Source organism: Bacteroides sp. AM41-16, from assembly GCF_003603495.1.
Taxonomy (GTDB): Bacteria; Bacteroidota; Bacteroidia; order Bacteroidales; family Bacteroidaceae; genus Bacteroides; species Bacteroides uniformis.
This window is the reverse complement of record NZ_QTNE01000025.1, coordinates 52,942-73,762: the sequence shown is the minus strand read 5'-3', so window position 1 is coordinate 73,762 and position 20,821 is coordinate 52,942. Positions and strand designations below refer to the sequence as shown.

Annotated in this window: 18 protein-coding genes; 11 read left to right on the top strand and 7 right to left on the bottom strand. The window is 48.6% G+C overall.

Annotation, left to right across the window (positions count from 1 at the left end; genetic code table 11):
* Positions 1-13 precede the first annotated feature (13 nt).
* The 7 genes from DW896_RS18750 (at position 14) to DW896_RS18720 (ending at position 5,498) form a co-directional block, all read left to right on the top strand.
* Positions 14-724: a hypothetical protein gene (locus tag DW896_RS18750; RefSeq protein ID WP_005831218.1), complete on the top strand. Its 711-nt coding sequence runs from the start codon at positions 14-16 to the stop codon at positions 722-724.
* A gap of 6 nt (positions 725-730) precedes the next feature.
* Positions 731-1,435, top strand: coding sequence for a hypothetical protein (locus DW896_RS18745; RefSeq protein ID WP_005831216.1), 705 nt, complete (start codon positions 731-733; stop codon positions 1,433-1,435).
* A gap of 50 nt (positions 1,436-1,485) precedes the next feature.
* Positions 1,486-2,094, top strand: a complete 609-nt coding sequence (locus DW896_RS18740) for an RNA polymerase sigma factor (protein ID WP_005831214.1) — start codon at positions 1,486-1,488, stop codon at positions 2,092-2,094.
* Complete coding sequence (locus DW896_RS18735; RefSeq protein WP_005832266.1) at positions 2,081-3,181, top strand: outer membrane beta-barrel protein; 1,101 nt, start codon at positions 2,081-2,083, stop codon at positions 3,179-3,181. The genes DW896_RS18740 and DW896_RS18735 overlap by 14 nt, the downstream gene beginning before the upstream one ends.
* 19 nt (positions 3,182-3,200) lie before the next feature.
* On the top strand, positions 3,201-3,758 hold the full coding sequence (locus DW896_RS18730; protein WP_009038260.1) for a DUF4943 family protein: 558 nt from the start codon (positions 3,201-3,203) through the stop codon (positions 3,756-3,758).
* A 48-nt stretch (positions 3,759-3,806) separates the two neighbouring features.
* Positions 3,807-4,469 (top strand): DUF4858 domain-containing protein, encoded by a 663-nt coding sequence (locus tag DW896_RS18725; RefSeq protein WP_119993697.1) that lies wholly within the window; start codon positions 3,807-3,809, stop codon positions 4,467-4,469.
* A gap of 78 nt (positions 4,470-4,547) precedes the next feature.
* Positions 4,548-5,498, top strand: coding sequence for a nitronate monooxygenase family protein (locus DW896_RS18720; protein WP_009038261.1), 951 nt, complete (start codon positions 4,548-4,550; stop codon positions 5,496-5,498).
* 92 nt (positions 5,499-5,590) lie between these two features.
* Here DW896_RS18720 and gadC read toward each other — a convergent pair whose 3' ends face one another.
* From gadC to DW896_RS18700, 4 genes are all read right to left on the bottom strand, one after another.
* Positions 5,591-7,177, bottom strand: coding sequence for a putative glutamine/gamma-aminobutyrate antiporter GadC (gadC, locus tag DW896_RS18715; RefSeq protein WP_005832260.1), 1,587 nt, complete (start codon positions 7,175-7,177; stop codon positions 5,591-5,593).
* A gap of 103 nt (positions 7,178-7,280) precedes the next feature.
* Positions 7,281-8,024, bottom strand: a complete 744-nt coding sequence (locus tag DW896_RS18710; RefSeq protein ID WP_005832258.1) for a potassium channel family protein — start codon at positions 8,022-8,024, stop codon at positions 7,281-7,283.
* Between the two features lie 109 nt (positions 8,025-8,133).
* On the bottom strand, positions 8,134-9,099 hold the full coding sequence (gene glsA, locus DW896_RS18705) for a glutaminase A (RefSeq protein ID WP_009038262.1): 966 nt from the start codon (positions 9,097-9,099) through the stop codon (positions 8,134-8,136).
* Positions 9,100-9,221: 122 nt separating this feature from the next.
* Positions 9,222-10,658: a glutamate decarboxylase gene (locus tag DW896_RS18700; RefSeq protein ID WP_005831197.1), complete on the bottom strand. Its 1,437-nt coding sequence runs from the start codon at positions 10,656-10,658 to the stop codon at positions 9,222-9,224.
* A 202-nt stretch (positions 10,659-10,860) separates the two neighbouring features.
* Here DW896_RS18700 and DW896_RS18695 point away from each other — a divergent pair, with 202 nt between their 5' ends.
* On the top strand, positions 10,861-12,084 hold the full coding sequence (locus DW896_RS18695; RefSeq protein WP_005832250.1) for an MFS transporter: 1,224 nt from the start codon (positions 10,861-10,863) through the stop codon (positions 12,082-12,084).
* A 76-nt stretch (positions 12,085-12,160) separates the two neighbouring features.
* On the opposite strand, the gene ald is transcribed toward DW896_RS18695, so the two are convergent.
* Complete coding sequence (ald, locus tag DW896_RS18690) at positions 12,161-13,267, bottom strand: alanine dehydrogenase (protein WP_009038263.1); 1,107 nt, start codon at positions 13,265-13,267, stop codon at positions 12,161-12,163.
* A 198-nt stretch (positions 13,268-13,465) separates the two neighbouring features.
* Between ald and DW896_RS18685 the strand changes: the two genes are divergently transcribed.
* The 3 genes from DW896_RS18685 (at position 13,466) to DW896_RS18675 (ending at position 18,637) form a co-directional block, all read left to right on the top strand.
* Positions 13,466-15,133 (top strand): M23 family metallopeptidase, encoded by a 1,668-nt coding sequence (locus DW896_RS18685; protein WP_044468296.1) that lies wholly within the window; start codon positions 13,466-13,468, stop codon positions 15,131-15,133.
* Positions 15,134-15,169: 36 nt separating this feature from the next.
* Positions 15,170-16,813 (top strand): C69 family dipeptidase, encoded by a 1,644-nt coding sequence (locus DW896_RS18680; protein ID WP_008664769.1) that lies wholly within the window; start codon positions 15,170-15,172, stop codon positions 16,811-16,813.
* Between the two features lie 81 nt (positions 16,814-16,894).
* Entirely contained in the window at positions 16,895-18,637 is a 1,743-nt protein-coding gene (locus tag DW896_RS18675) for a phospho-sugar mutase (RefSeq protein WP_119993693.1), read from the top strand.
* 290 nt (positions 18,638-18,927) lie between these two features.
* Here the strand turns inward: DW896_RS18675 and nudC are convergent, their stop codons facing one another.
* Both nudC and DW896_RS18665 read right to left on the bottom strand, forming a co-directional pair.
* Positions 18,928-19,734: an NAD(+) diphosphatase gene (gene nudC, locus DW896_RS18670; RefSeq protein WP_016274387.1), complete on the bottom strand. Its 807-nt coding sequence runs from the start codon at positions 19,732-19,734 to the stop codon at positions 18,928-18,930.
* Between the two features lie 105 nt (positions 19,735-19,839).
* Complete coding sequence (locus DW896_RS18665) at positions 19,840-20,478, bottom strand: HU family DNA-binding protein (RefSeq protein ID WP_005832241.1); 639 nt, start codon at positions 20,476-20,478, stop codon at positions 19,840-19,842.
* Positions 20,479-20,821 lie beyond the last annotated feature (343 nt).

Below are 20,821 nucleotides of genomic sequence, written 5' to 3'. Positions count from 1 at the left end.
AGCGTAGGAAGGTATGAAAAACATAACATGGAATAAAGTAAAAACAACTGTCAAAGGTTGGCAAGTGGGAGACTACATCCGGCAGACTTCCATTGTGGTGATTGGTGTACTGATTACCTTTGCCGGTAGTGAGTTGGTTACTCAAAACTCCGAGAAGAAAGATATTCAAGCCACCATGTCGCTGATTAGGGATGAACTGAAAAGCAACCGGGAGAATTATGAGAGTATCGTTTCAGAGTTTAGAGAGGATGAACGTCTTTCCAGCTTATTGGTGGAGTATGACTTAAAGCATCGGACGATACCAGAAGATTCATTGATACAGTTCCGCTTTCTTATGGGGCATATCCGCAGTTTTTATTATAGTCAGAATGCATTGGATATACTTAAAAACTCCATGTTGATGCAGAAGATTTCAGATAAAGAGCTACTGTTGCAGTTGACCGGAATCTATGAGGTATTGGATGGATTTAGGGCGACTATGAATGGCTATTACGATATGAAGGACGAAATTATGGTTCCTTTCCATTTGGCATTGACTGATGAACAGACGGACCAGATAAATCGTGGAGGATATGAGGCGTGGGATATTTACTTGTCGGACAGGTCGGTACGGAACTTTGTCAGGGTAGCGCGGAACTATTTTACGCCGGACTATGTAGAACGTGTGGGAAAACGTATAGACGAGGCAATACAAGCGCTTGAGAAAAAGTATCATTTAGAATGAAAAGATATGGGAAAGACAAGCTTTAACAGGTTGAACCATAAGATAAAAAGTTGGCGCATAGGTGATTATTTCCGCCAGTTCAGTATTGTGGCTGCGGGCATCATTGTCACTTTCTGGGGAAATGACCGGATTACCGAGAATGCCCGCCAAAAGGAAGTGCGTGCTACGATGCAGTTGGTAACGGAAGAGTTGGAATATAATAGGCAGGAGCTCCGTAATATAAAGCACTTGTTGGATATTGACATACACATGAGTCTGTTGTTGAGGGAACATGATATGGATGTATCCAAGATACCGACAGATACTCTGTGGAAGTATGGCAAGTTTTTCAATAATATGGATGAATTTTCTTATAGGACAGATGCGCTGGATGTGCTGAAAGGTTCTTCATTGATGCAGTATATACCGGACAAACGTATGTTGCAGGATGTATTGCAGACTTATTTTGAGTTGGGCAGGAAACAAAAGGATGTCAGTGATTACTATGCAACGAAAACAGATGCTCTTATGAGTGCTGCCATGTCCAGGGAGTGGGCGAATGTTTTTGACGGTGGCGACGGTCTTCGGGACCAGGCCTTGTTTCTTGTGCAGTATAAGAAATTTATCAATTACGTCAACATGGTTCCCGGTTTTCTGTATTGGCATGAATTTGATGAATTGGATGAAAGGCTGGCCAAGCAGATTCAAGTATTGAAAGCCAAATATAAGTAATCTCCGTTCTTTAACATCTTTTTATATTTAATTCAGCAGCATTTTCAAAAATGCTGCGTCTAACTAACAAACGACGCGAAGAGGCGTCCGTAAAACGAGCACTGACATTGGAAAATGAGATAGAACTGATTGAGGGCTGCCGGGCAGGAAAGGATTCCGCCCGAAAGGAATTATACACCCTCTACTCCAAGCAGATGCTGGCGGTATGTTACCGCTATACGGGCGATGTCGATGCGGCCCATGACGTATTGCACGATGGCTTCATCAAAATTTTCACCCACTTCACCTTCCGTGGCGAATGTGCATTGAGTACCTGGGTGACAAGGGTAATGGTGACGCAGGCGATAGACTACCTGCGGAAACAGCAACGTTTCAGCCAACTGGTGGTGAATGAGGAACAATTGCCCGACATTCCGGATGAAGCAGGCATTGCCGAAACCGGAGGCCGTATTTCCGAAGAAATGCTGATGGCGTTCGTGGCGGAACTTCCCGATGGATGCCGTACTGTATTCAACTTATACGTCTTTGAGGAGAAATCGCACAAGGAAATAGCCGAAATCCTCCACATCAAAGAGCATTCGTCTACCTCGCAGTTGCATCGTGCTAAGTGTTTGTTGATAAAAAGAATTAAAGAATATACTGAATATGAGAGAAAATGATGAAATAACCGGTTTGTTCCGCAGTCGTCTTGCCGGCGCAGAGATGACAGTGCGGGAGGACTTCTGGGAAGGGTTGCAACGTGACTTGCCGTCACCGGTTGCCGCAAAAGGTAGGAGGCCGCTTTTTCTTTCTCCGAGGTTTCACCGCGTAGCCGCAGCCGCCTCTGTTGTATTTGTACTGGGAGCTGCTTCTGCCGCTTTCTGGTATTTCTCTCCGAAAGAGGAAATCAAGGAGGCCTTTACACAAGTGGCGGCCATGACGCCGGAAGGTAACTTGAACGGGGATGTGGTGCAGGAAAGTTTTCCCTCTATCCATCAGGCCAACCCCATGGCACAAAAGCCCGGTACACAGCATCCCGCCAACGGCATTCCGGCAGGATTGACGGCGCAGGCCGATGAGGATGAATCCGTGTCTGTCCATGTTTCCATTCGGATTACCCAACGGGTGTACGGAAACCAGCAGCAGCCGGGAAACGGTTATTACAGTAACGGAACTCCGGCCGGAAACGGGAACTACCATTCAAATCCTGGCCATAAGGATGCTGATATAGATAGAATGCTGCCATCTTCTGAGGAAGAACCGGCAAAGTCTGTGGCTGTATCGCCATCCAAGCCCCGTAATTGGGCATTGAAAGCAGGCATCGGCACTTCCCTGCCGAAAGGGAATTTCCATATGCCGTTCACGGCCGGGGTAAGCGTGGAACGTTGTTTGAACAAGCATTTCTCCTTGGAAGCCGGTCTTCAGTATAATTGCTTGGATGGTGACCATACGTTGCATACGCTGGGAATTCCGGTAAGGCTGAACATGATGCTGGCCAGTACGCCGAAAGTGGATTTCTATGCTATGGTAGGTGGAGCAGCCGAGAAATGCATTGCAGGTGCTCCGGACAATGGTTTCGGTGCAGAGCCGGTACAGTTGTCGGTTGCTGCCGGAGTAGGGGTACGCTATAAAATGAACAACCGTTTTGCCTTGTTTGCAGAGCCGTCTGTATCCCATCATTTCGATACGGACTCGCAGACAAGAACCTTGCGTACGGAACGGCCCACCAATCTGAATCTGTTGTGCGGCGTGCGCATGACTTATTAATCTTAAATACCATACAAATATGAAGACTCTATACAATAAATTACATATATTCGGGCAGACTATGCTGCTCGTATTCTTTACTCTTTCTGTTCTCTCTTTGGGCTCTTGCAGCAAAGAAACGTTGGACTACAACCATCCGGATGTAGACTTGTTTGTCAAGCAGTTGAAGGCTGGCAAATATTCTACCCAAAGTCCGGATGGATTGAGTAACATGCCCAAGTTCACTTCCGAAGATATAGAGGAATTGCTGAAGTATGCCGAGGACTTGACGGTCATTCCCTCTTTCCCCCTGGCTCCGGTATCCTATTCGGCAGGTGGCAAGCTGCGTTTGGGCGAATGCATCCTGTGGACGGTAGAGACTATCCGCCTCGGGAACAATGCTTCGATGGGATGCAAGATGGTACATACGGATGCGGAGAATTATGAAGGTATCTATTTCCTTTCGGACGAAGAGGTGCTGGATGCCGCTTCGCGCTACCGCCGCTGGTGGGAAACCCGTAAGTATCCACGGACTATGTGGACGATTGATCCCTGCTATGACGAACCGCTTTGTGGCAGCGGATATATGTGGTGGTGAAATGTTTTTAGGGATTAAGGATTAGGTATTAAGTAATCAAACTGTCAGGTGAAGAGATTTATACTTGTAATGGGGCTGCTCTGTGCAGTAGCCTTCCCTTGCTATGCCCAAAACTGGACCCCTCAGGACTCGTTGAGGCTGAACCGGTTGCTGAAGGGCGAGGGGGAGGTAAAACTGAATCCGGAGGTATTGCAGGAATTGGAAATGAACAATTCTCTGGGTACTCCGAAAGCGGTGATGGACAAGTCGTGGATGGATTTTGATAATTCATTGCCCGTCATGCCGAAAGCGCCCGAGAAAAAAGTGGTGCTTACCTTACGTCCTTATACAGCCAATACCAAATATAATTGGGACCCCATTTATCAGAAAAAAATCAAGGTAGACAAGGATACTTGGCGAGGAGATGAATTCTATGCGCTTAAGATTCTGATGATTCCTACGAACTGGGCTAAACATCCGTTTGATGCCGGTCCGCGTGAGACGGTGGAGCAGATTGAAGCAACCGGTTTGCGTTACCGGGTGACGGAGCGGGCCAATAATATGGCTGTGGGCGGTTGGCAGGGTGCCAATGGCGGTGGAATTTCCGGTTTAGACCTGATGACACCTTTTACCCGTGAGTTTTGGAATTTCAAAGGCCGCAAGCGCCGTGCCCGTACGCTGGAAGTATTGAAGGCGTATGGAGATTCGATAACTGTTTTGGAACAACAGTAATTTATCACTTTTTGTCAAATTTTGAACTTTCTTTCTCCTCTTCTTGTTTTCATTAGTAAACCTTTAAAAAAAGTAATAATGAACAGAGTGACTTCTCTATTCGGAATAAGATATCCGATAATTCAAGGTGGCATGGTGTGGTGTAGCGGCTGGAGACTTGCTGCTGCTGTAAGCAATGCAGGAGGGCTAGGCTTGCTCGGCGCAGGTTCGATGCATCCCGAAACGTTGCGGGAGCATATCAGGAAATGCCATGAGGCTACGCATCATGCTTTTGGTGTGAATATTCCCTTGATGTATCCCCAGATAGAAGAGATAATGCAGATTGTGGCCGACGAGGGAGTGAAGATTGTATTTACATCTGCCGGCAGCCCGAAGAAATGGACTGGTTGGTTGCACGAGCGTGGCATCACGGTGGTGCATGTTGTTTCGTCCTCGCGTTTTGCCGTGAAGGCAGAAGAGGCGGGTGTTGATGCAGTAGTTGCCGAAGGCTTCGAAGCCGGTGGGCACAATGGGAGGGAGGAGACTACCACCCTGTGCCTGATACCAGCTGTACGTGCAGTTACTACACTTCCGCTGATTGCCGCCGGTGGCATTGCAACGGGTGAGGCCATGCTGGCTGCCCGGGTGCTGGGTGCGGAAGGTGTGCAGATTGGTACACGCTTTGCCTTGACGGCAGAGAGTTCTGCAAACGAGGTATTTAAGGATTACTGCTTGCATTTGGAAGAAGGGGATACCCGTCTGCTTTTGAAGAAATTGGCTCCGGTGCGTCTGGTGCGCAATAACTTTCGCAGCGCCGTAGAGGCTGCTGAGGCTGTGGGAGCTTCAGAGGAAGAACTTCGTATCCTTTTAGGGCGTGGCCGTGCCAAACGTGGTATTTTTGAAGGTGACTTGGAAGAAGGGGAACTGGAAATAGGGCAGGTATCTGCCTTGCTGCATGGAAAGGGAGTGCAGTCTGTGGCGTCGGTCATGCAAGAGTTGGTGGAGGAGAGCAGAAGGGCGTGGGAGAGAATGCAGGAATTGGATTTCTGAATATTCCCTCTTCTGGTATCATATAACAATAAAAAAGGAATATTCCCGGTGATTTCGGGGATATTCCTTTTTTAGTTTCAACTTATAACCTTTTATCCTTTGGGGATATTGGTTGTGTCTTTTGCCGTATTTCCACTTGTGGCGGAATTACTTGTGCCATTGCTGCTGGCAGTGGCGCTACCGGTAGCCATATTTGTTGCACTTTTACCGGCTGTCTGCACAGCAGGTTGCTCTTCCCAATGGAACGGTTCAAAGCTACTGTTCGGGTCAACCCAGGACGGTTTCTTGGAAGCATAAATAATGAATGGGGCAATGACTACAATCAGCGCACCGATGATGAGCACGGAGAACCATACAGTGTTGCTGCCTGTTGAAATCTGGCTGGGTGGGATAAAGCTCAATACGAATGCCAGCAATGACCCGCAGAAACCAAGACCACCGATGAGCCACATCAATCCGTTGCCATTCTTGCCGATACGGAACGGACGGTTCAGCTTCTTCATCTTATAACGCAGCACGATGGCTCCGGAGAACATCAGCATATACATGATAAGATAGAGGACTACAGTCAGCTGTGATAGAATCTGGTAGAAACTCTGTACGGAAGGCATGACTACGAACAGAAGGCTCAGTACGGTTACTGCACCGCCTTGTACATAAAGGATATTCTTCTGTACGCCCAGTTTGTTTGTCTTTTGGAAGAACGGAGGCATGTAGCCTGCTTTTCCTACGGCAAAGATACCTTTGGACGGACCGGCAACCCATGTCAATACACCTGCCAGCACCCCGAATGCCAGAGCAATGGCAATGATGGGTGACAGCCAGGAGGCACGGATGTAATGGAAATAGTTATCGAAGCCTACAAGCAGACTCTGTGTCAGACTGATGTCTTTGGCCGGGATGATGATACCCAGTGAGAAAGTTCCGAGTACGAAGATGATAACCGTAATGGCTGCACCGATGAACACTGCCTTCGGATAATTCTTGGAGGGATTGTTCACGTCTTTTACGTGGATACCGCCCATTTCCATACCGGCATAGAAGAGGAAGATACTGGCAGCAAGCACCACGTTGTCGAAGTTCGTCAAGTCGGGGAAGAAGCTGCTGTGGAAATCCAGGTTGGAGTGTCCGCCGGTGGCAAGGTAGATAATACCCAGGATAATCAGCAGTGCGGCAGGGATAATAGTCCCGACCAGGCCGCCGACCTTTGCCACTTTACCTACCCAGCTCATGCCCTTCATGGAGATGAACGTAGCCAGCCAGTAGATGATGAGGACAACGACGAGCGAGTAATACTTGTTGTTGGCCAGTGACATGTCGTGTACGTCGTTCATGCCGATGAAAGCAATGGATACGGCACCGAATGTCAATACGGTAGGATACCAGATTGTACTTTCAATCCATTGTACCCAGATGGCAAGGAAGCCCAGTTTTTTTCCGTAGGCTTCGCCCACCCAGCGGAACACACCGCCTTGCTTGTCTTGAAACATGGCAGCCAGTTCCGCGGCGACAAGTGACGTCGGAATCAGAAAAACAATGGCTGCAAATAAGTAGTAGAAGGCCGAACTCATTCCGTACACGGCCTCGGCAGGAAGTCCACGTAGGGATACTACTGCCGTCACATTCATGATTGCCAGGGTAAATACACCCAGCTTCACTGTTTGTTTAATATTTGCCATAAGTTAAGGTTTTAGATGAAAAATATATTCAAAATCAGCGTCTATAACAACACTTGGGGAGAGTTGTTCCCAACGGATAAGTGAAAGTTCAGGTTTTAACTATTCAGGAAGCGTCGGCTTTGGGCGCGGGCTTCTGTGCAACTTTCTTGTAGAACTCTTCTTTTTCCTTATTGCGCCGTTCGACCAGGCTCGTTACATACACTGTAAAGATAGGGAACATCATCATGCCCAGCGCAGCCAGCAGTACGGACAGTACCCGTCCGGTGGGAGTGACTGCTATGATATTGGAACCCACCGTCGTCACATCCATAAATGCCCACCATAAGGCGTCTCCATATCCTTTGACTAAAGGATTGGGACCATGCTCCATGACATAAAAGGCCAGACTGGAAAAATAGACAGTGGCCAGCAACATGGTAAGGTAGGAAACGAACAGTCCCGATGCGCGGTTGTACGTCAGCCAACCCACCACGATAGCCATGGCGTAACCACCCCGCACCAATGGGATGAAACGCAGCATATAGGTTATCTCGGGTGAGAAAGTCCATCCCATATAGGCAATGATGTTTTGATAGGGTATAGCTACCAGCAGGAAAATGAAATGCGTGGCCACGTAGTGACCCTTCTTCTCTGCCAGGAACCATTCCAATACAAAATCTGCCAGGAACAGGGCGCATATCCACAACTGTACTTTCATGTAGACCGACTGTTCGTAAAAGGGGATCCCCTTGAACGTGTCGACAGAGATGCTGATAACTAAAAATAGCGACAGTATCAATATAATGACATGCAGTATGCCATAGATACCTTTTTCCCGCAATACAAATTCTGATAGAGCCATTTTCATGATGAAGTCCATTATAAAGTCATAAGTTATGAGTTATAAGTCATTTGCTGATTACGGTGCCTACCAACAAATAACTCATAACCTATAACTCATAACTAAAAAGAGAAACTTATTCTGTAATCGTTACGTTATCACCGTTGAACACACCCAGGCCGAGCTTGTTCATGATGAACTTGATTGCCGATTGGGCCTTTACGGAGTTTCCCGCTTCGTCTAGGGGAGGAGCGAAGGCCGATACTCCCATGACACCGGGCAATACGGCCATTACACCACCGCCTACACCGCTTTTGGCCGGTATGCCGGCGGTGTACATCCAGTCGCCCGAATGCTCGTAGAAGCCTACGGTAGAAATCATCGACGTGATTTTCGGTGCCAAGCTGGCTTCGAACACCGTTTGTTTGGTGACGGGGTTCACACCGTTATTGGCGATGGTTCCTGCGGCAATGCCCAGTTGCTGGGCCGTGATGCCGAGAGAACACTGGCGAGTATAGAGGTCGAGAGCCATGTCCGGATTATCGTAGATGCGGTTGTAGTTTTTCAGCAGCCAGGCAATGGAGCGGTTGTTGAAGTTGGTAGCCGTTTCCGATTTGTACAGTTCGTCGATGAGTTGTGGGGCAGAGCCGCACAGCTCAGTGACATTCTGTACAATGGCATCCCATTTTTTGTCGGAGTTTCCCACTGGCTGCACCATGGAACAAGCGGAAATGGCACCGGCATTTACCAATGGAGTGGAAGGGTGGTCGTTTTCCAGCAAAATGGCGATGATGGAGTTGAATGGTAGTCCCGTGGCATCGGCACCTATCATGTCCAGCACTTTCTGTGCACCGTATTGGCGCAGGATAAGGATGGCCGTGTGTACCTTCGAGACGGACTCTATACCGAAACGATAGTCTGTGTCACCTATATTGATGGTCTGCCCGTTCATCAGGCAGATGCTGAGTCCGAATAGTTTGGAGTCTATGTTGGCAAGGTAGGGAATATAATCCGCATTCTTGCCTCCTGTGCTGCCCTTCACCTCATTGTAGGCTTCTTGGGCAACCTCCTTTATTTGTGAAATTGATATTTTCTTTTCCATAAACACGTTGTGATGTACGATTAGACGATGTACGATTTACGATTGAAATTACTCCTTTAAACGTAGTCCGTATCAAGAGAAACTCTAATCGTACATCGTAAATCGTTTAATCGTAAATTAATTTATTTTTTATGAGTACGGCATCCGTGGTTGAATATTTTGGTTTCCACCGGCAGGTTCTTTTCCTGTGCCATACGGGTAGGAGTCGGGTAATCCAGTTTCTCCAGCTCCGTGATGGCATTCTTGATGTCACCCAGCAGCATGTCTGCCATGTCGCGGCTGAATCCTTGGCGAACAACGACGCGCATTACGACGTAGTCTTCCAGCTTTGAAGGCAGTGTATAGGCGGGTACCATCCAACCGTGTTGTGACAGCTTGTCCTGCAGGTCATACAGAGTCCATTTGGCAGCTCTTGCATATTCCGGTTTCAAATACCAGATAAACAGCGGGTTCACAACCTCGTCGGAATAGTTTACGAACGGAGCCATCTTGCCGATTTCGTCATGGATATACTTGGCGATGGTCAGAGAGTTGTACTGTACTTCCTTGTAACCCTGGAATCCCAAACGGATGAACTGGTAATATTGACCCAGAATCTGTGCGGCAGGACGGGAGAAGTTCAGGCCTACCTGAGTAATGTTGGCACCGAGGTAGTTTACGCTGAATGACATTTCTTCGGGCAGATATTCCTTGCCTTTCCAGCAAACCCAGCCCAGACCCGGATAAACCAGACCGAATTTGTGTCCGCTGACGCTGATGGAGAGTACCCACTTCAGACGGAAGTCCCATTTCTTTTCGGGATAGAGGAACGGGAGGATGAAACCGCCGCTGGCGGCATCTACGTGGATAGGAATGTCGTAGCCGGTCTTCGCATTGTAGGCATCGAGGGCTTTGTCGAGGGCTTCGACGTCATCGTTCAGTCCTGTCCATGTAACGCCTTGGATAGGCACGATACAGATGGTGTTCTCATCACACATCTTCAAGGCTTCTTCGGGGTCGAGCGTGGTCTTGTCCAGTGTCAAAGGCACTTCACGCATTTCAATCTGCCACAATTGGGCGAATTTTTCCCATACCACCTGGAAACCGGTTGAAATAACGAAGTTGGGTTTGTCGAACGGTTTGCCTTGTGCCTGACGTTTCTTGCGCCAGCGCAACCAGGCTGCCACACCACCCAGCATACATGCCTCCGAGGAACCGATGGCAAGTGCGCCGGTTTTCCAGGTTTCTTTTTCAGGAGAGTTCCAGAGGTTGGCCACGATGTTGATACATTTACCGTTCATTACGGCGATGCGCGGATATTCGGTCTCGTCAATGTAGTTGATGTTGATGGCTTCGTTCATCAGCTTGGTTGCATATTCGTCCATATAGGTAGTGACGAATGTAGCCAGATTCAAGCGAGGCTGCGTTTGGGCGAAGGTCTCGTCTTTCACCATCTGATAGGCGATTTCCGGGGTAGTAGGTCCGTCGGGAATCTTTTCTACGGGTGAGGGTTGTAACATACGGTTTGAACCGAATACTTCAGTTTTTGCATCTCCTTTTCTGAAATTCAAATCTTCCATATTAATAAGTTTTTTAAAGGTTTAGGCGGCGGGGCTTTTCCCCGTCGAATTTCCCACAACAACGGGGTTTGCGGATGAAAGTTCCGGGGTTTTGCATTATTTGGCGTTTATTAAAGGGCAGCGTAGTAAAATCTTAAAAAACGAACATTCTGAAGGTAGGTTTGTTGTTCCCACATTATTCATTTAATTAATATACTACTATATGAAAATCAATACCGGAAGGGGTACAATCCCCCTTATCACGCTTGTCGGCATTTGGTCAGTCTCTGCATTGACTTCCTTGCCGGGATTGGCCGTATCACCTATTTTGGGACAACTTACTACCATTTTTCCACATGCCACGGAACTGGATATACAGATGCTTACCTCCCTGCCTTCGCTGCTGATAATTCCTTTTGTGCTGTTGGCGGGCAAGCTGGCCGAGAAACGTGACTTTGTGCGTCTGCTGAAAGCGGGGCTTTGGATGTTTGCCGCCAGTGGGGTACTTTATCTTTTTTCGGACAAAATGTGGCAGTTGATGGTGGTCAGTGCTTTGCTCGGCATTGGCTCGGGACTGATAATCCCGTTGTCTACCGGTTTGGTTTCACGTTATTTCACGGGGGAGTATAGGGTAAAGCAGTTTGGTTACAGTTCTGCCATCACCAATGTGACGCTGGTTGTGGCAACGGCGGTGACTGGGTATCTGGCAGAGGTAAACTGGCACTTGCCTTTCGTGGTATATCTGCTTCCGTTGGTTTCTCTGCTGCTTGTCGGGTATTTGAAGGGAGATACCGGTCAGCCGCAGAAAACAGAAGATACGGCTACCGTTGTTCCGGAGGAATCCAAGCGTGCGATTCCCGGTAAATACGGCATCCATGTCCGCCATCTGCTACAGTTGATGCTGTTTTATGGCGTCACTACGTATGTAGTGCTGGCGGTTACTTTTGACTTGCCTTTTTTGATGGAGGCCCATCACTTCTCCAGCGGAAATTCCGGATTGATGATCTCCTTATTCTTCCTTGCCATTATGGCTCCGGGTTTCTTCCTGGGGCATATCGTGAAGTGGATGGGGAAACACACAAAGTTTTACAGCCTTTTGTCCATTGCAGCGGGTTTGCTTTTGATATGGATTTCGCCTAAAGAATGGCTGATAATACCGGGATGTATGTTGGTTGGTTTGGGATATGGTGTCATTCAACCGCTGATTTATGACGAGACAGTAGATACGGCTATACCGGAAAAAACAACTTTGGCACTGGCCTTTGTAATGGTAATGAATTATCTGGCGATTCTATTGTCCCCGTTCATTACAGACTTCTTTCAGACCTTGTTCCACACTAATTCCAAGGAATTTCCGTTTATTTTCAACCTCTGCATCACACTGCTCGCTATGTGGTGGGAGTATGCGAGGAAGAAGGATTCTTTGTTGGGGGGGAGTTATGAGTGATGAGTGATTTGTTGGTAATTGTGCTGCGCTACCATGCTGAAAGGAAAATACCAACAAATCACTCATCACTTATAACTTATAACTCAATCGCCTCATATTTCAGCCCGAAGACATCGGCTACAGCTCTGTATGTTACCTTGCCTTCCACTACGTTCAATCCCAACGCCAGAGCCGGATCGTCCTTGCAGGCTTGTCTCCAGCCCTTGCATGCCAGGGCAACGGTGTAGGGCAGGGTGGCATTTGTCAGTGCCATGGTGGAGGTGAAGGGTACGGCGCCGGGGATATTGGCAACGGCGTAGTGCACAATTCCATCCACAATGTAGGTAGGATCGCTGTGCGTAGTGGGATGGGAGGTCTCGAAACAACCGCCCTGGTCGATGGCTACGTCCACGAGTACGGTGCCGGGTTTCATCATCTTCAGCATTTCGCGGGTGATGAGATGCGGGGCCTTGTCACCGGGGATGAGGACGGAACCTACTACCATGTCGATGTTCGGCAATTCCATCTTGATGTTATGGGTGGAAGAATAGAGTGTCTTTACGTTTTTCGGCATCACTTCGCTCAGGTAACGCAGGCGAGGGAGGTTGATGTCTGTAATCAGCACCTCGGCACCCATTCCGGCAGCTATCTGTGCGGCATTGGTGCCCACGATACCGCCTCCGAGGACAAGTACGCGTGCGGGACGTACGCCTGTCACGCCACCCATCAGTTTTCCCTTGCCGCCTTGTGGCTTTTCAAGGAAGCGGGCTCCTACTTGGGTAGCCATACGTCCTGCCACCTCGCTCATAGGAGTAAGTAGCGGAAGTGAGTGGTCTTCTTTTTCCACGGTTTCGTAGGCGATGCAGACGGCACCGCTTTCAATCATGGCTTCGGTCAGTAATTTATCGGCTGCAAAGTGGAAATAGGTGAATACCACTTGTCCCTTTTTAATCAGTTTGTACTCTGGTGCAATAGGTTCCTTTACCTTGACAATCATGTCGGCTGCGGCATACGTGTCTTCAATGGTCGGTAAAGTCTTTGCACCTACGGCGATGTAGTCATCGTCGGAGAAACCGCTGTTTACGCCTGCTGTGGCTTGCACATACACCGTATGACCTTTTTTCACCAATTCGGCTACTCCGGCAGGGGTCATTCCCACGCGGTTCTCGTTGTTCTTGATTTCTTTAGGTACTCCGATAATCATAACCTTAAAGTTTTAATTGGGGGGTTAAACATGGCGCAATATAGCGATTTCCCGGCTTGGGTGTTATCGGTGCATCTATGTTCTTCAACAGAATTTTTATGCATGTTTTAATCAATGATAATTGTAGCTTTCTGTAGGTAGAGAGAACTATTCTTTTTATATTTGCATGCATTTAAAATAATATTGACTGTACAAAATATGAAATATTCTATATTTTTCTCTCTTTTGTTCTTTATTGGTAGTGTGCAAAGCGGCTATGCCCAAGAAACCGATACAGACAAGCCCTCCTTCATCCCGCCTTTTGATTTTCCCATCACTTTCTCCGGTAACTTCGGCGAGATACGTGCCAACCATTTTCATGGCGGACTGGATTTCAAGACCGGTGGAACCATAGGCAAGCCGGTACGCGCTCTGGCCGACGGATATATTTCGCGTATCCGCGTTACCCACGGTTCGGGCTATGTGCTCGATGTGGCTTATGACAATGGTTATTCGACGATAAACCGCCATTTGAGTGCCTTTGTGGGCGATGTGGCCCGCCGGGTTGAAGACTTGCAGTACGAGAAAGAAAGTTGGGAGGTGGAAATTACTCCCGAACCCGATGAATATCCCGTGAAGGCCGGTCAGATAATAGCTTTGAGCGGAAACACCGGATACTCTTTCGGTCCGCACCTGCATCTGGATATGATAGAGACGGCTACGGACGAATATATCGACCCGCTGCCTTTCTTCATGAACAAGGTGAAAGACAAGACTGCCCCGCGTGCCGAAGGTATCATGCTGTTTCCACAGCCGGGAAAAGGAGTGGTGGAGGGCAAGCAGACGCGACGGGCTTTTCCGGCACATCCAACGAAACCCATTACCGCCTGGGGACTGATTGGTGCAGGCATCCGTGCCTACGACTATATGGACGGAGTGCAGAATAAATATGGCGTGAAGACGGTGATTCTCGAAGTGGACGGTGAGGAAGTCTTCCGCAGTACGATAGACCGCTTTGCCTATGAGGAGAACCGCTATATCAATTCGTGGACACACGGTCAGTACATGAAGTCTTTTATAGAGCCGGGCAACCGTCTTCGCATGCTGCAGGCATCCAACGGCAATCGCGGACTGGTGGAAATCAACGAAGAACGCCCTTACCGATTTGTCTATACACTGAGCGATGCGCTGGGAAATACCTCTAAAGTCCGCTTTACAGTCCAGGGACAGAAGACGATAATTGCTCCGGTGGAACATCGTGAGAAATATGCCCTCAAATGGGACAAGGTGAACTATCTGCAGGAGCCGGGGCTGGAGTTGGTTATCCCGAAAGGAATGCTCTACGATGACGTCTTGCTGAACTACTCCGTGCGGGCTGATAGTGGCGACATCGCTTTCACCTATCAACTAAACGATACCCGTATTCCTATGCACAATGCCTGCGATTTGCGTATCGGCTTGCGCCGGCGTCCGGTGGAGGATGTGACCAAATATTATGTGGCGGGCGTAACGGCACGCGGTGGAAAATACCGTATCGGCGGTAAGTATGAGGATGGTGTCATGAAAGTGCGTATACGGGATTTGGGGACTTATACCGTGGCGGTGGATACGGTTCCGCCGGTGATAACTCCCGTGAACCAAGCCCAATGGGGACGTACGGGAAAAATCATCTTCAAGGCCAAGGACAAGGAAACCGGCATCAATACCTATCGGGGTACGATTGACGGGAAGTATGCCTTGTTTGGAAAGCCCAATTCCATCAGTGGTAACCTGGTGTGCGAGCTCGACCCGAAATATGTGGAGAAAGGCGGCAAGCATGTGGTGGAGATGACGGTGACGGATGGCTGTGGCAACCGTACTACCGAACAGTTTGATTTTGTATGGTAAAGACTGAAATATTTAGTAACATTATAATTTAGAAGTATGAAAAGTAAAAGACTGACTCTTTCCGTCTTGTTTGTTGTGGCAGCCGTGGCGAATGCGCTGGCCTGCACCAATCTTATCGTAGGCAAGAACGCCTCCGCGGACGGTTCTACCATTGTTTCCTATTCTGCCGATTCTTATGGTTTGTTCGGCGAGTTATATCATTATCCTGCCGGTATGCACAAGAAAGGTACGCTGATTGACATACACGAGTGGGACACCGGCAAATACCTCGGGCAGATAGAGCAGGCCCGCCAGACGTACAATGTCATCGGCAATATGAATGAGTTCCAGCTCACTATCGGTGAGACGACATTCGGCGGACGTCCCGAGCTGGTGGATACCACCGGCATCATCGACTATGGCAGCCTGATTTACCTCGGTCTGCAACGCTCACGCACCGCCCGCGAGGCCATTAAGGTGATGACGGAGTTGGTGCAGGAATACGGCTATTACAGCAGTGGCGAGTCCTTTACCATTGCCGACCCCAACGAAATATGGATTATGGAGATGATTGGCAAGGGACCCGGTGTGCGCGGTGCCGTATGGGTGGCTGTCCGCGTGCCCGATGATTGTATCTCTGCTCATGCCAACCAGAGCCGCATTCATCAGTTCAACATGAACGACAAGGAGAACTGTATGTACTCCGCCGACGTCATCTCCTTTGCACGCGAGAAGGGCTATTTTGACGGTGTGAACAAGGATTTCAGCTTTGCCGATGCCTACGCTCCGCTCGATTTCGGTGCCCGTCGCTATTGCGAGGCCCGTGTATGGAGCTATTTCAATATGTTTACCGACCGTGGCAACGAGTTCCTGCCTTATATATTAGGTGAGACGAACACTCCGATGCCTCTGTTTGTGAAGCCCAACCGCAAGGTTTCCGTGCAGGATGTGAAGAACGCCATGCGCGACCATTATGAAGGTACTCCTCTCGACATCAGCAAAGATTTCGGCGCAGGCCCGTATCATACCCCGTACCGCCTTTCCCCGCTTTCTTTCAAGGTGGGTGACCAGGAATACTTCAATGAACGTCCCATCTCCACCCAGCAGAGCGGTTTCGTATTCGTGGCACAGATGCGCTCCGAGTTGCCCGATCCTATCGGTGGAGTATTGTGGTTCGGCACAGATGATGCCAACATGACGGTATTTACGCCCGTATACTGCTGTACGGACAAGGTTCCCGTATGCTACACCCGTGTGGACGGCGCCGATTACATCACTTTCTCCTGGAACTCCGCTTTCTGGATTTTCAACTGGGTGGCCAATATGGTTTATCCCCGTTATGACTTGATGATGGGCGACGTGCGTGCCACTCAGACAGAGTTGGAGACAACCTTCAACGAAGCGCAGGAAGGCGTTGAGGCTGCTGCTGCCAAACTACTGGAAAAAGACCCTGCCAAAGCAAAGGCATTCCTTACCAACTATACGAACATGACTGCCCAAAGCACTTTCGATACTTGGAAACGTCTTGGCGAGTTTCTTGTCGTAAAGTATAATGACGGCGTTGTCAAACGTATGAAAAACGGTCAATTCGAACGTAATTCCATCGGCCAGCCGGCAGGCGTAATCCGCCCGGGATACCCGAAGGAGTTCCTTGAAGAGTATGTTAAGCAGACGGGAGACAGATATAAAATGCCTGAATAAAATTAGGATATTTGAACTTATTCTTCTACATTTGTGTCTTACAAAAAAGTTTATATTAACCCTTAAAACAATAACAGTCTTATGGAAAATCAGGAACTGATTAAGCAGGTGACTGAGAAAGCCGAAAAATGGCTTACCCCGGCATATGATGCCGAAACTCAGGCAGAAGTGAAACGCATGTTGGAAAATCCAGATAAAACCGAATTGATAGACAGTTTTTACAAAGACCTGGAGTTTGGAACGGGTGGTCTGCGTGGCATCATGGGTGCCGGTACAAACCGCATGAACATCTACACCGTAGGTGCCGCAACACAGGGCTTGTCCAACTATCTGAACAAATGTTTTGCCGGAAAGAAGGATATTTCCGTTGTTGTGGGGCACGACTGCCGCAACAATAGCGACAAGTTCGCAAAGATTTCTGCCGACATCTTCTCTGCAAACGGCATCAAGGTATATCTTTTTGATGACCTTCGTCCTACGCCCGAAGTTTCATTTGCCATTCGCCACTTCGGCTGCCAGAGCGGTATCAACATTACAGCCAGCCACAACCCCAGAGAATACAACGGCTACAAGGCTTATTGGGATGACGGTGCGCAGGTGCTCGCTCCGCACGATACAGCCATCATAGACGAGGTGAATAAGGTGACGGTGGCCGACATCAAGTTCAACGGCAACAAGGACTTGATTCAGATTATCGGCAAGGAAGTGGATAAGGTTTATCTGGACATGGTTCACTCCATCTCCATCGACCCCGAAGTCATCCGTCGCCAGAAAGACCTCAGCATTGTGTATACTCCGCTTCATGGCGCAGGCCGCGTGCTCATTCCGGACTCATTGAAGGAGTGGGGATTTGAGAATATCAACTGCGTGCCCGAACAGATGGTGAAGGACGGCAATTTCCCGACGGTGGTTTCTCCGAATCCCGAAAATGCCGAAGCCCTTTCCATGGCCATTGCGCTGGCCAAGAAGATTGACGCTGACATCGTGATGGCAAGTGACCCGGATGCCGACCGTGTCGGTATGGCCTGCAAGGACGATAAGGGCGAGTGGGTGCTTATTAATGGTAACCAGACTTGTCTCATTTTCTTGTACTACATCATCAAGAACCGTATTGCAATGGGCAAGATGCAGCCAAACGACTTCATCGTGAAGACCATCGTGACCACTGAACTCATCAAGGCTGTGGCAGACAAGAACAAGATTGAAATGCGCGACTGCTACACCGGCTTCAAGTGGATTGCTCGCGAAATCCGTCTGAGCGAAGGCAAGCAGCAGTATATCGGTGGTGGTGAAGAAAGCTATGGCTTCCTGGCCGAAGACTTTGTCCGTGATAAAGATGCGGTTTCTGCCTGCTCCTTGCTGGCCGAAATCTGTGCTTGGGCCAAAGACCAGGGTAAGACGCTCTATGACGTATTGATGGAAATCTATGTAGAATATGGATTCTCAAAGGAAACCACCGTGAATGTGGTGAAACCGGGTAAGAGCGGTGCCGAGGAAATCAAGGCGATGATGGATAACTTCCGTGCCAATCCTCCGAAGGAAATCGGCGGTTCGGCTGTCAGTCTGATTAAGGATTACAAGACGCTGGAACTTACTGATGTCCAGGGCAACGTAAGCAAGCTGGATATGCCCGAGACTTCCAATGTACTTCAATATTTCACTGTAGACGGCACGAAGATTTCTGTCCGTCCTTCCGGTACGGAACCGAAGATAAAGTTCTATATCGAGGTGAAGGGCGAGATGGGTTGTCCGAAATGCTATACCAGCGCCGATGCCGAAGCTGAGAAGAAAGTGGAGGCAGTGCGCAAGTCACTCGGCATTTGATAGGAAAGAGGAAAAAATGTGTATATAGTGTTCGGAGAGGCGTAACCCGTGAGGGCTGCGCCTCTTCCTTTTGCTTCTGTGTTGAAAGAAAACTTAAATAAAGACTTAAACCCGATGGTTGATGAACAAAACGTTTGCAGGGAAGTTAAGTATAGGCAGATTGCGGTTACACACCGATTGGTTGATGTGAATGAGAGTCGTTTCATTCGTAGTTGTTCGTTTGTGAGTGTGTGTTTTCCGCAATCTGCTTTTTAAAATTTCTTCCCCCCCTCTTTTTAATTCTTTAATTTTTAATTGTTCTCCATCCACCAGTCTATCAGCCTTCTTGCGATACTCAGTTTTCGTGGAATTTCGGGCAGGTTGTCTTTGGAATAGAAGGCGGCAGCGGTCAGCTCATCTTCCTGCAGTTTTATCTCCCCGCTTTCGTAGTCGGCAATGAAACCCACCATCAATCCGCTGGGGTAGGGCCAGGGCTGGTTGCTGAAGTAGGTGATGTTCTTTACCTTCAGCCCCGTTTCCTCAAAAACTTCCCGTTCCACACATTCTTCCAGTGTCTCGCCGGCTTCGAGGAAGCCTGCCACCAGTCCGTAGAAGGTTCCTCGGAAGTTCCGGGCATGCACCAGCAGGATTTCGTCTCCTTTGCGTATCAGTACGATGATGGCGGTGGAAACGGGAGGGTACATCTCATTGCCGCAGTTGGGACACTTCTTCATGATGGGGGTCTGGTGCTCCATGGCGGTACCACACACGGGGCAGAAGTGGCTGTGCTCGTCCCAATAGAGTATCTGGAAGGCCTTTCCTGCAGAACGGTACTCGTCCGGCGAGATGTAGTCGTACGATGCGCGCAGGCCTATCATGACCCATTCGTCGGTTTCGGCCACGGGCTGTTCCAAGGCGAATGCACGTACTTGCTTGCCGTTGGGGGGGAACACTTCGTGTATATTACTTCCGGCTTCCGGTGTCAGAGGAGGCTCTATACTGACGGGTACGCTGTATTTTATTTCTCCTTTGTCTGTATATCCTTTTTTCAGCAGCAGTTGGTCTTTGAAGAAGACGAACCACTGCGTGGAGGGTTGGGGTTCTGTTGATTTTTCCATTGTTTGTTGTTTTATTATTTTGGGGGGGATGAACACGAAAATACAAAGGCACAGAGATTCTTTTCAAATTAATTTCTATGTCTCTGTGTCTCTGTGCTTGCCCCCCTAAATTTCGTTTGCTGTGTCTTTTTCTTGTCGCACATAGACCGTTGACCTTCCCATTCCGCGGCGGCGCAGGAACCCTTGCCGGATGAAGTTGTTCAGTTCGTCTATGGCGGCATGTCTGGTTAGTCCGCTTAGCTGGATGTATTCGTTCTTGTTGATACATACATTCTGCTTGAGGAACAGTTCCAGTTCGGCTTTTCTTGTTTCTTCGGTGGTCTCTACTACTTTTTTCGATTTCTTGGTAGTGGAGTGTACACGTTCCAACGTCATTTTCTTCTTGATGTTGTTGCGGAACGTGCTGCTGATGCGCAGGTGTACGTTTTGGAATTGGACGGATTCGGAGCGGATTTTCTTTTTCTCGTCGTCGGTCTCGCGCAAACATTTCAGTGAAGTGCTGAAGAATCCGAGTTCTCCCAGCTCCACGATGTTTCCGTTGGCAAGGAGGTCGCACAACTCGTCAATGCAGGCATCCAATGCTGCCCCTATCACATTCTTGGGCAGATGTTGGAAAGTTGCGATATGTTCCACAAACTCCTTTTGGGTATAAGTCCTTTTCGGGCAGATACGTGCATGGAGTGATTTCTTGTCTTCTTTCCCGTCGGGCGAAGGCGTTTCGTAAAGGTCGTAATACGCGCTCATAAGATATTTATTTTTGTTTATAGCGATAAACAGTTCTCGTCGCTTCGGGGAATTATTTTTGTCGCTAAGCGGATTAATTTTCTTCTTCCTAAAAACTAATCGTCCGACAACTGTTGCATTATCGTCCAACAGTTGTTTAATTATCGTCCGACAGCTGTCGGACGAAACAGAAATGGGTATGGGACGATTATTTCTTAGTGAACAAAGGTATAAAATATTGTGATACGAAGGGTAGTGTTTGGGGAGGAAAGTTTTAGTTTTCGGCAAAAGAGGGGGGATTGTTAAATCCCCAATAATAGGGACTGACCCGATGAAGGACTGGTCACTTACCTGGGGACAATTT

Bases quoted from the DNA above. Each gene is read 5' to 3' on its own strand.
- DW896_RS18750 (WP_005831218.1), top strand. From the start codon at position 14: ATGAAAAACATAACATGGAATAAAGTAAAAACAACTGTCAAAGGTTGG.
- DW896_RS18745 (WP_005831216.1), top strand. From the start codon at position 731: ATGGGAAAGACAAGCTTTAACAGGTTGAACCATAAGATAAAAAGTTGG.
- DW896_RS18740 (WP_005831214.1), top strand. From the start codon at position 1,486: ATGCTGCGTCTAACTAACAAACGACGCGAAGAGGCGTCCGTAAAACGA.
- DW896_RS18735 (WP_005832266.1), top strand. From the start codon at position 2,081: ATGAGAGAAAATGATGAAATAACCGGTTTGTTCCGCAGTCGTCTTGCC.
- DW896_RS18730 (WP_009038260.1), top strand. From the start codon at position 3,201: ATGAAGACTCTATACAATAAATTACATATATTCGGGCAGACTATGCTG.
- DW896_RS18720 (WP_009038261.1), top strand. From the start codon at position 4,548: ATGAACAGAGTGACTTCTCTATTCGGAATAAGATATCCGATAATTCAA.
- gadC (WP_005832260.1), bottom strand. From the start codon at position 7,177: ATGGCAAATATTAAACAAACAGTGAAGCTGGGTGTATTTACCCTGGCA.
- DW896_RS18710 (WP_005832258.1), bottom strand. From the start codon at position 8,024: ATGAAAATGGCTCTATCAGAATTTGTATTGCGGGAAAAAGGTATCTAT.
- glsA (WP_009038262.1), bottom strand. From the start codon at position 9,099: ATGGAAAAGAAAATATCAATTTCACAAATAAAGGAGGTTGCCCAAGAA.
- DW896_RS18700 (WP_005831197.1), bottom strand. From the start codon at position 10,658: ATGGAAGATTTGAATTTCAGAAAAGGAGATGCAAAAACTGAAGTATTC.
- DW896_RS18695 (WP_005832250.1), top strand. From the start codon at position 10,861: ATGAAAATCAATACCGGAAGGGGTACAATCCCCCTTATCACGCTTGTC.
- ald (WP_009038263.1), bottom strand. From the start codon at position 13,267: ATGATTATCGGAGTACCTAAAGAAATCAAGAACAACGAGAACCGCGTG.
- DW896_RS18685 (WP_044468296.1), top strand. From the start codon at position 13,466: ATGAAATATTCTATATTTTTCTCTCTTTTGTTCTTTATTGGTAGTGTG.
- DW896_RS18680 (WP_008664769.1), top strand. From the start codon at position 15,170: ATGAAAAGTAAAAGACTGACTCTTTCCGTCTTGTTTGTTGTGGCAGCC.
- DW896_RS18675 (WP_119993693.1), top strand. From the start codon at position 16,895: ATGGAAAATCAGGAACTGATTAAGCAGGTGACTGAGAAAGCCGAAAAA.
- nudC (WP_016274387.1), bottom strand. From the start codon at position 19,734: ATGGAAAAATCAACAGAACCCCAACCCTCCACGCAGTGGTTCGTCTTC.
- DW896_RS18665 (WP_005832241.1), bottom strand. From the start codon at position 20,478: ATGAGCGCGTATTACGACCTTTACGAAACGCCTTCGCCCGACGGGAAA.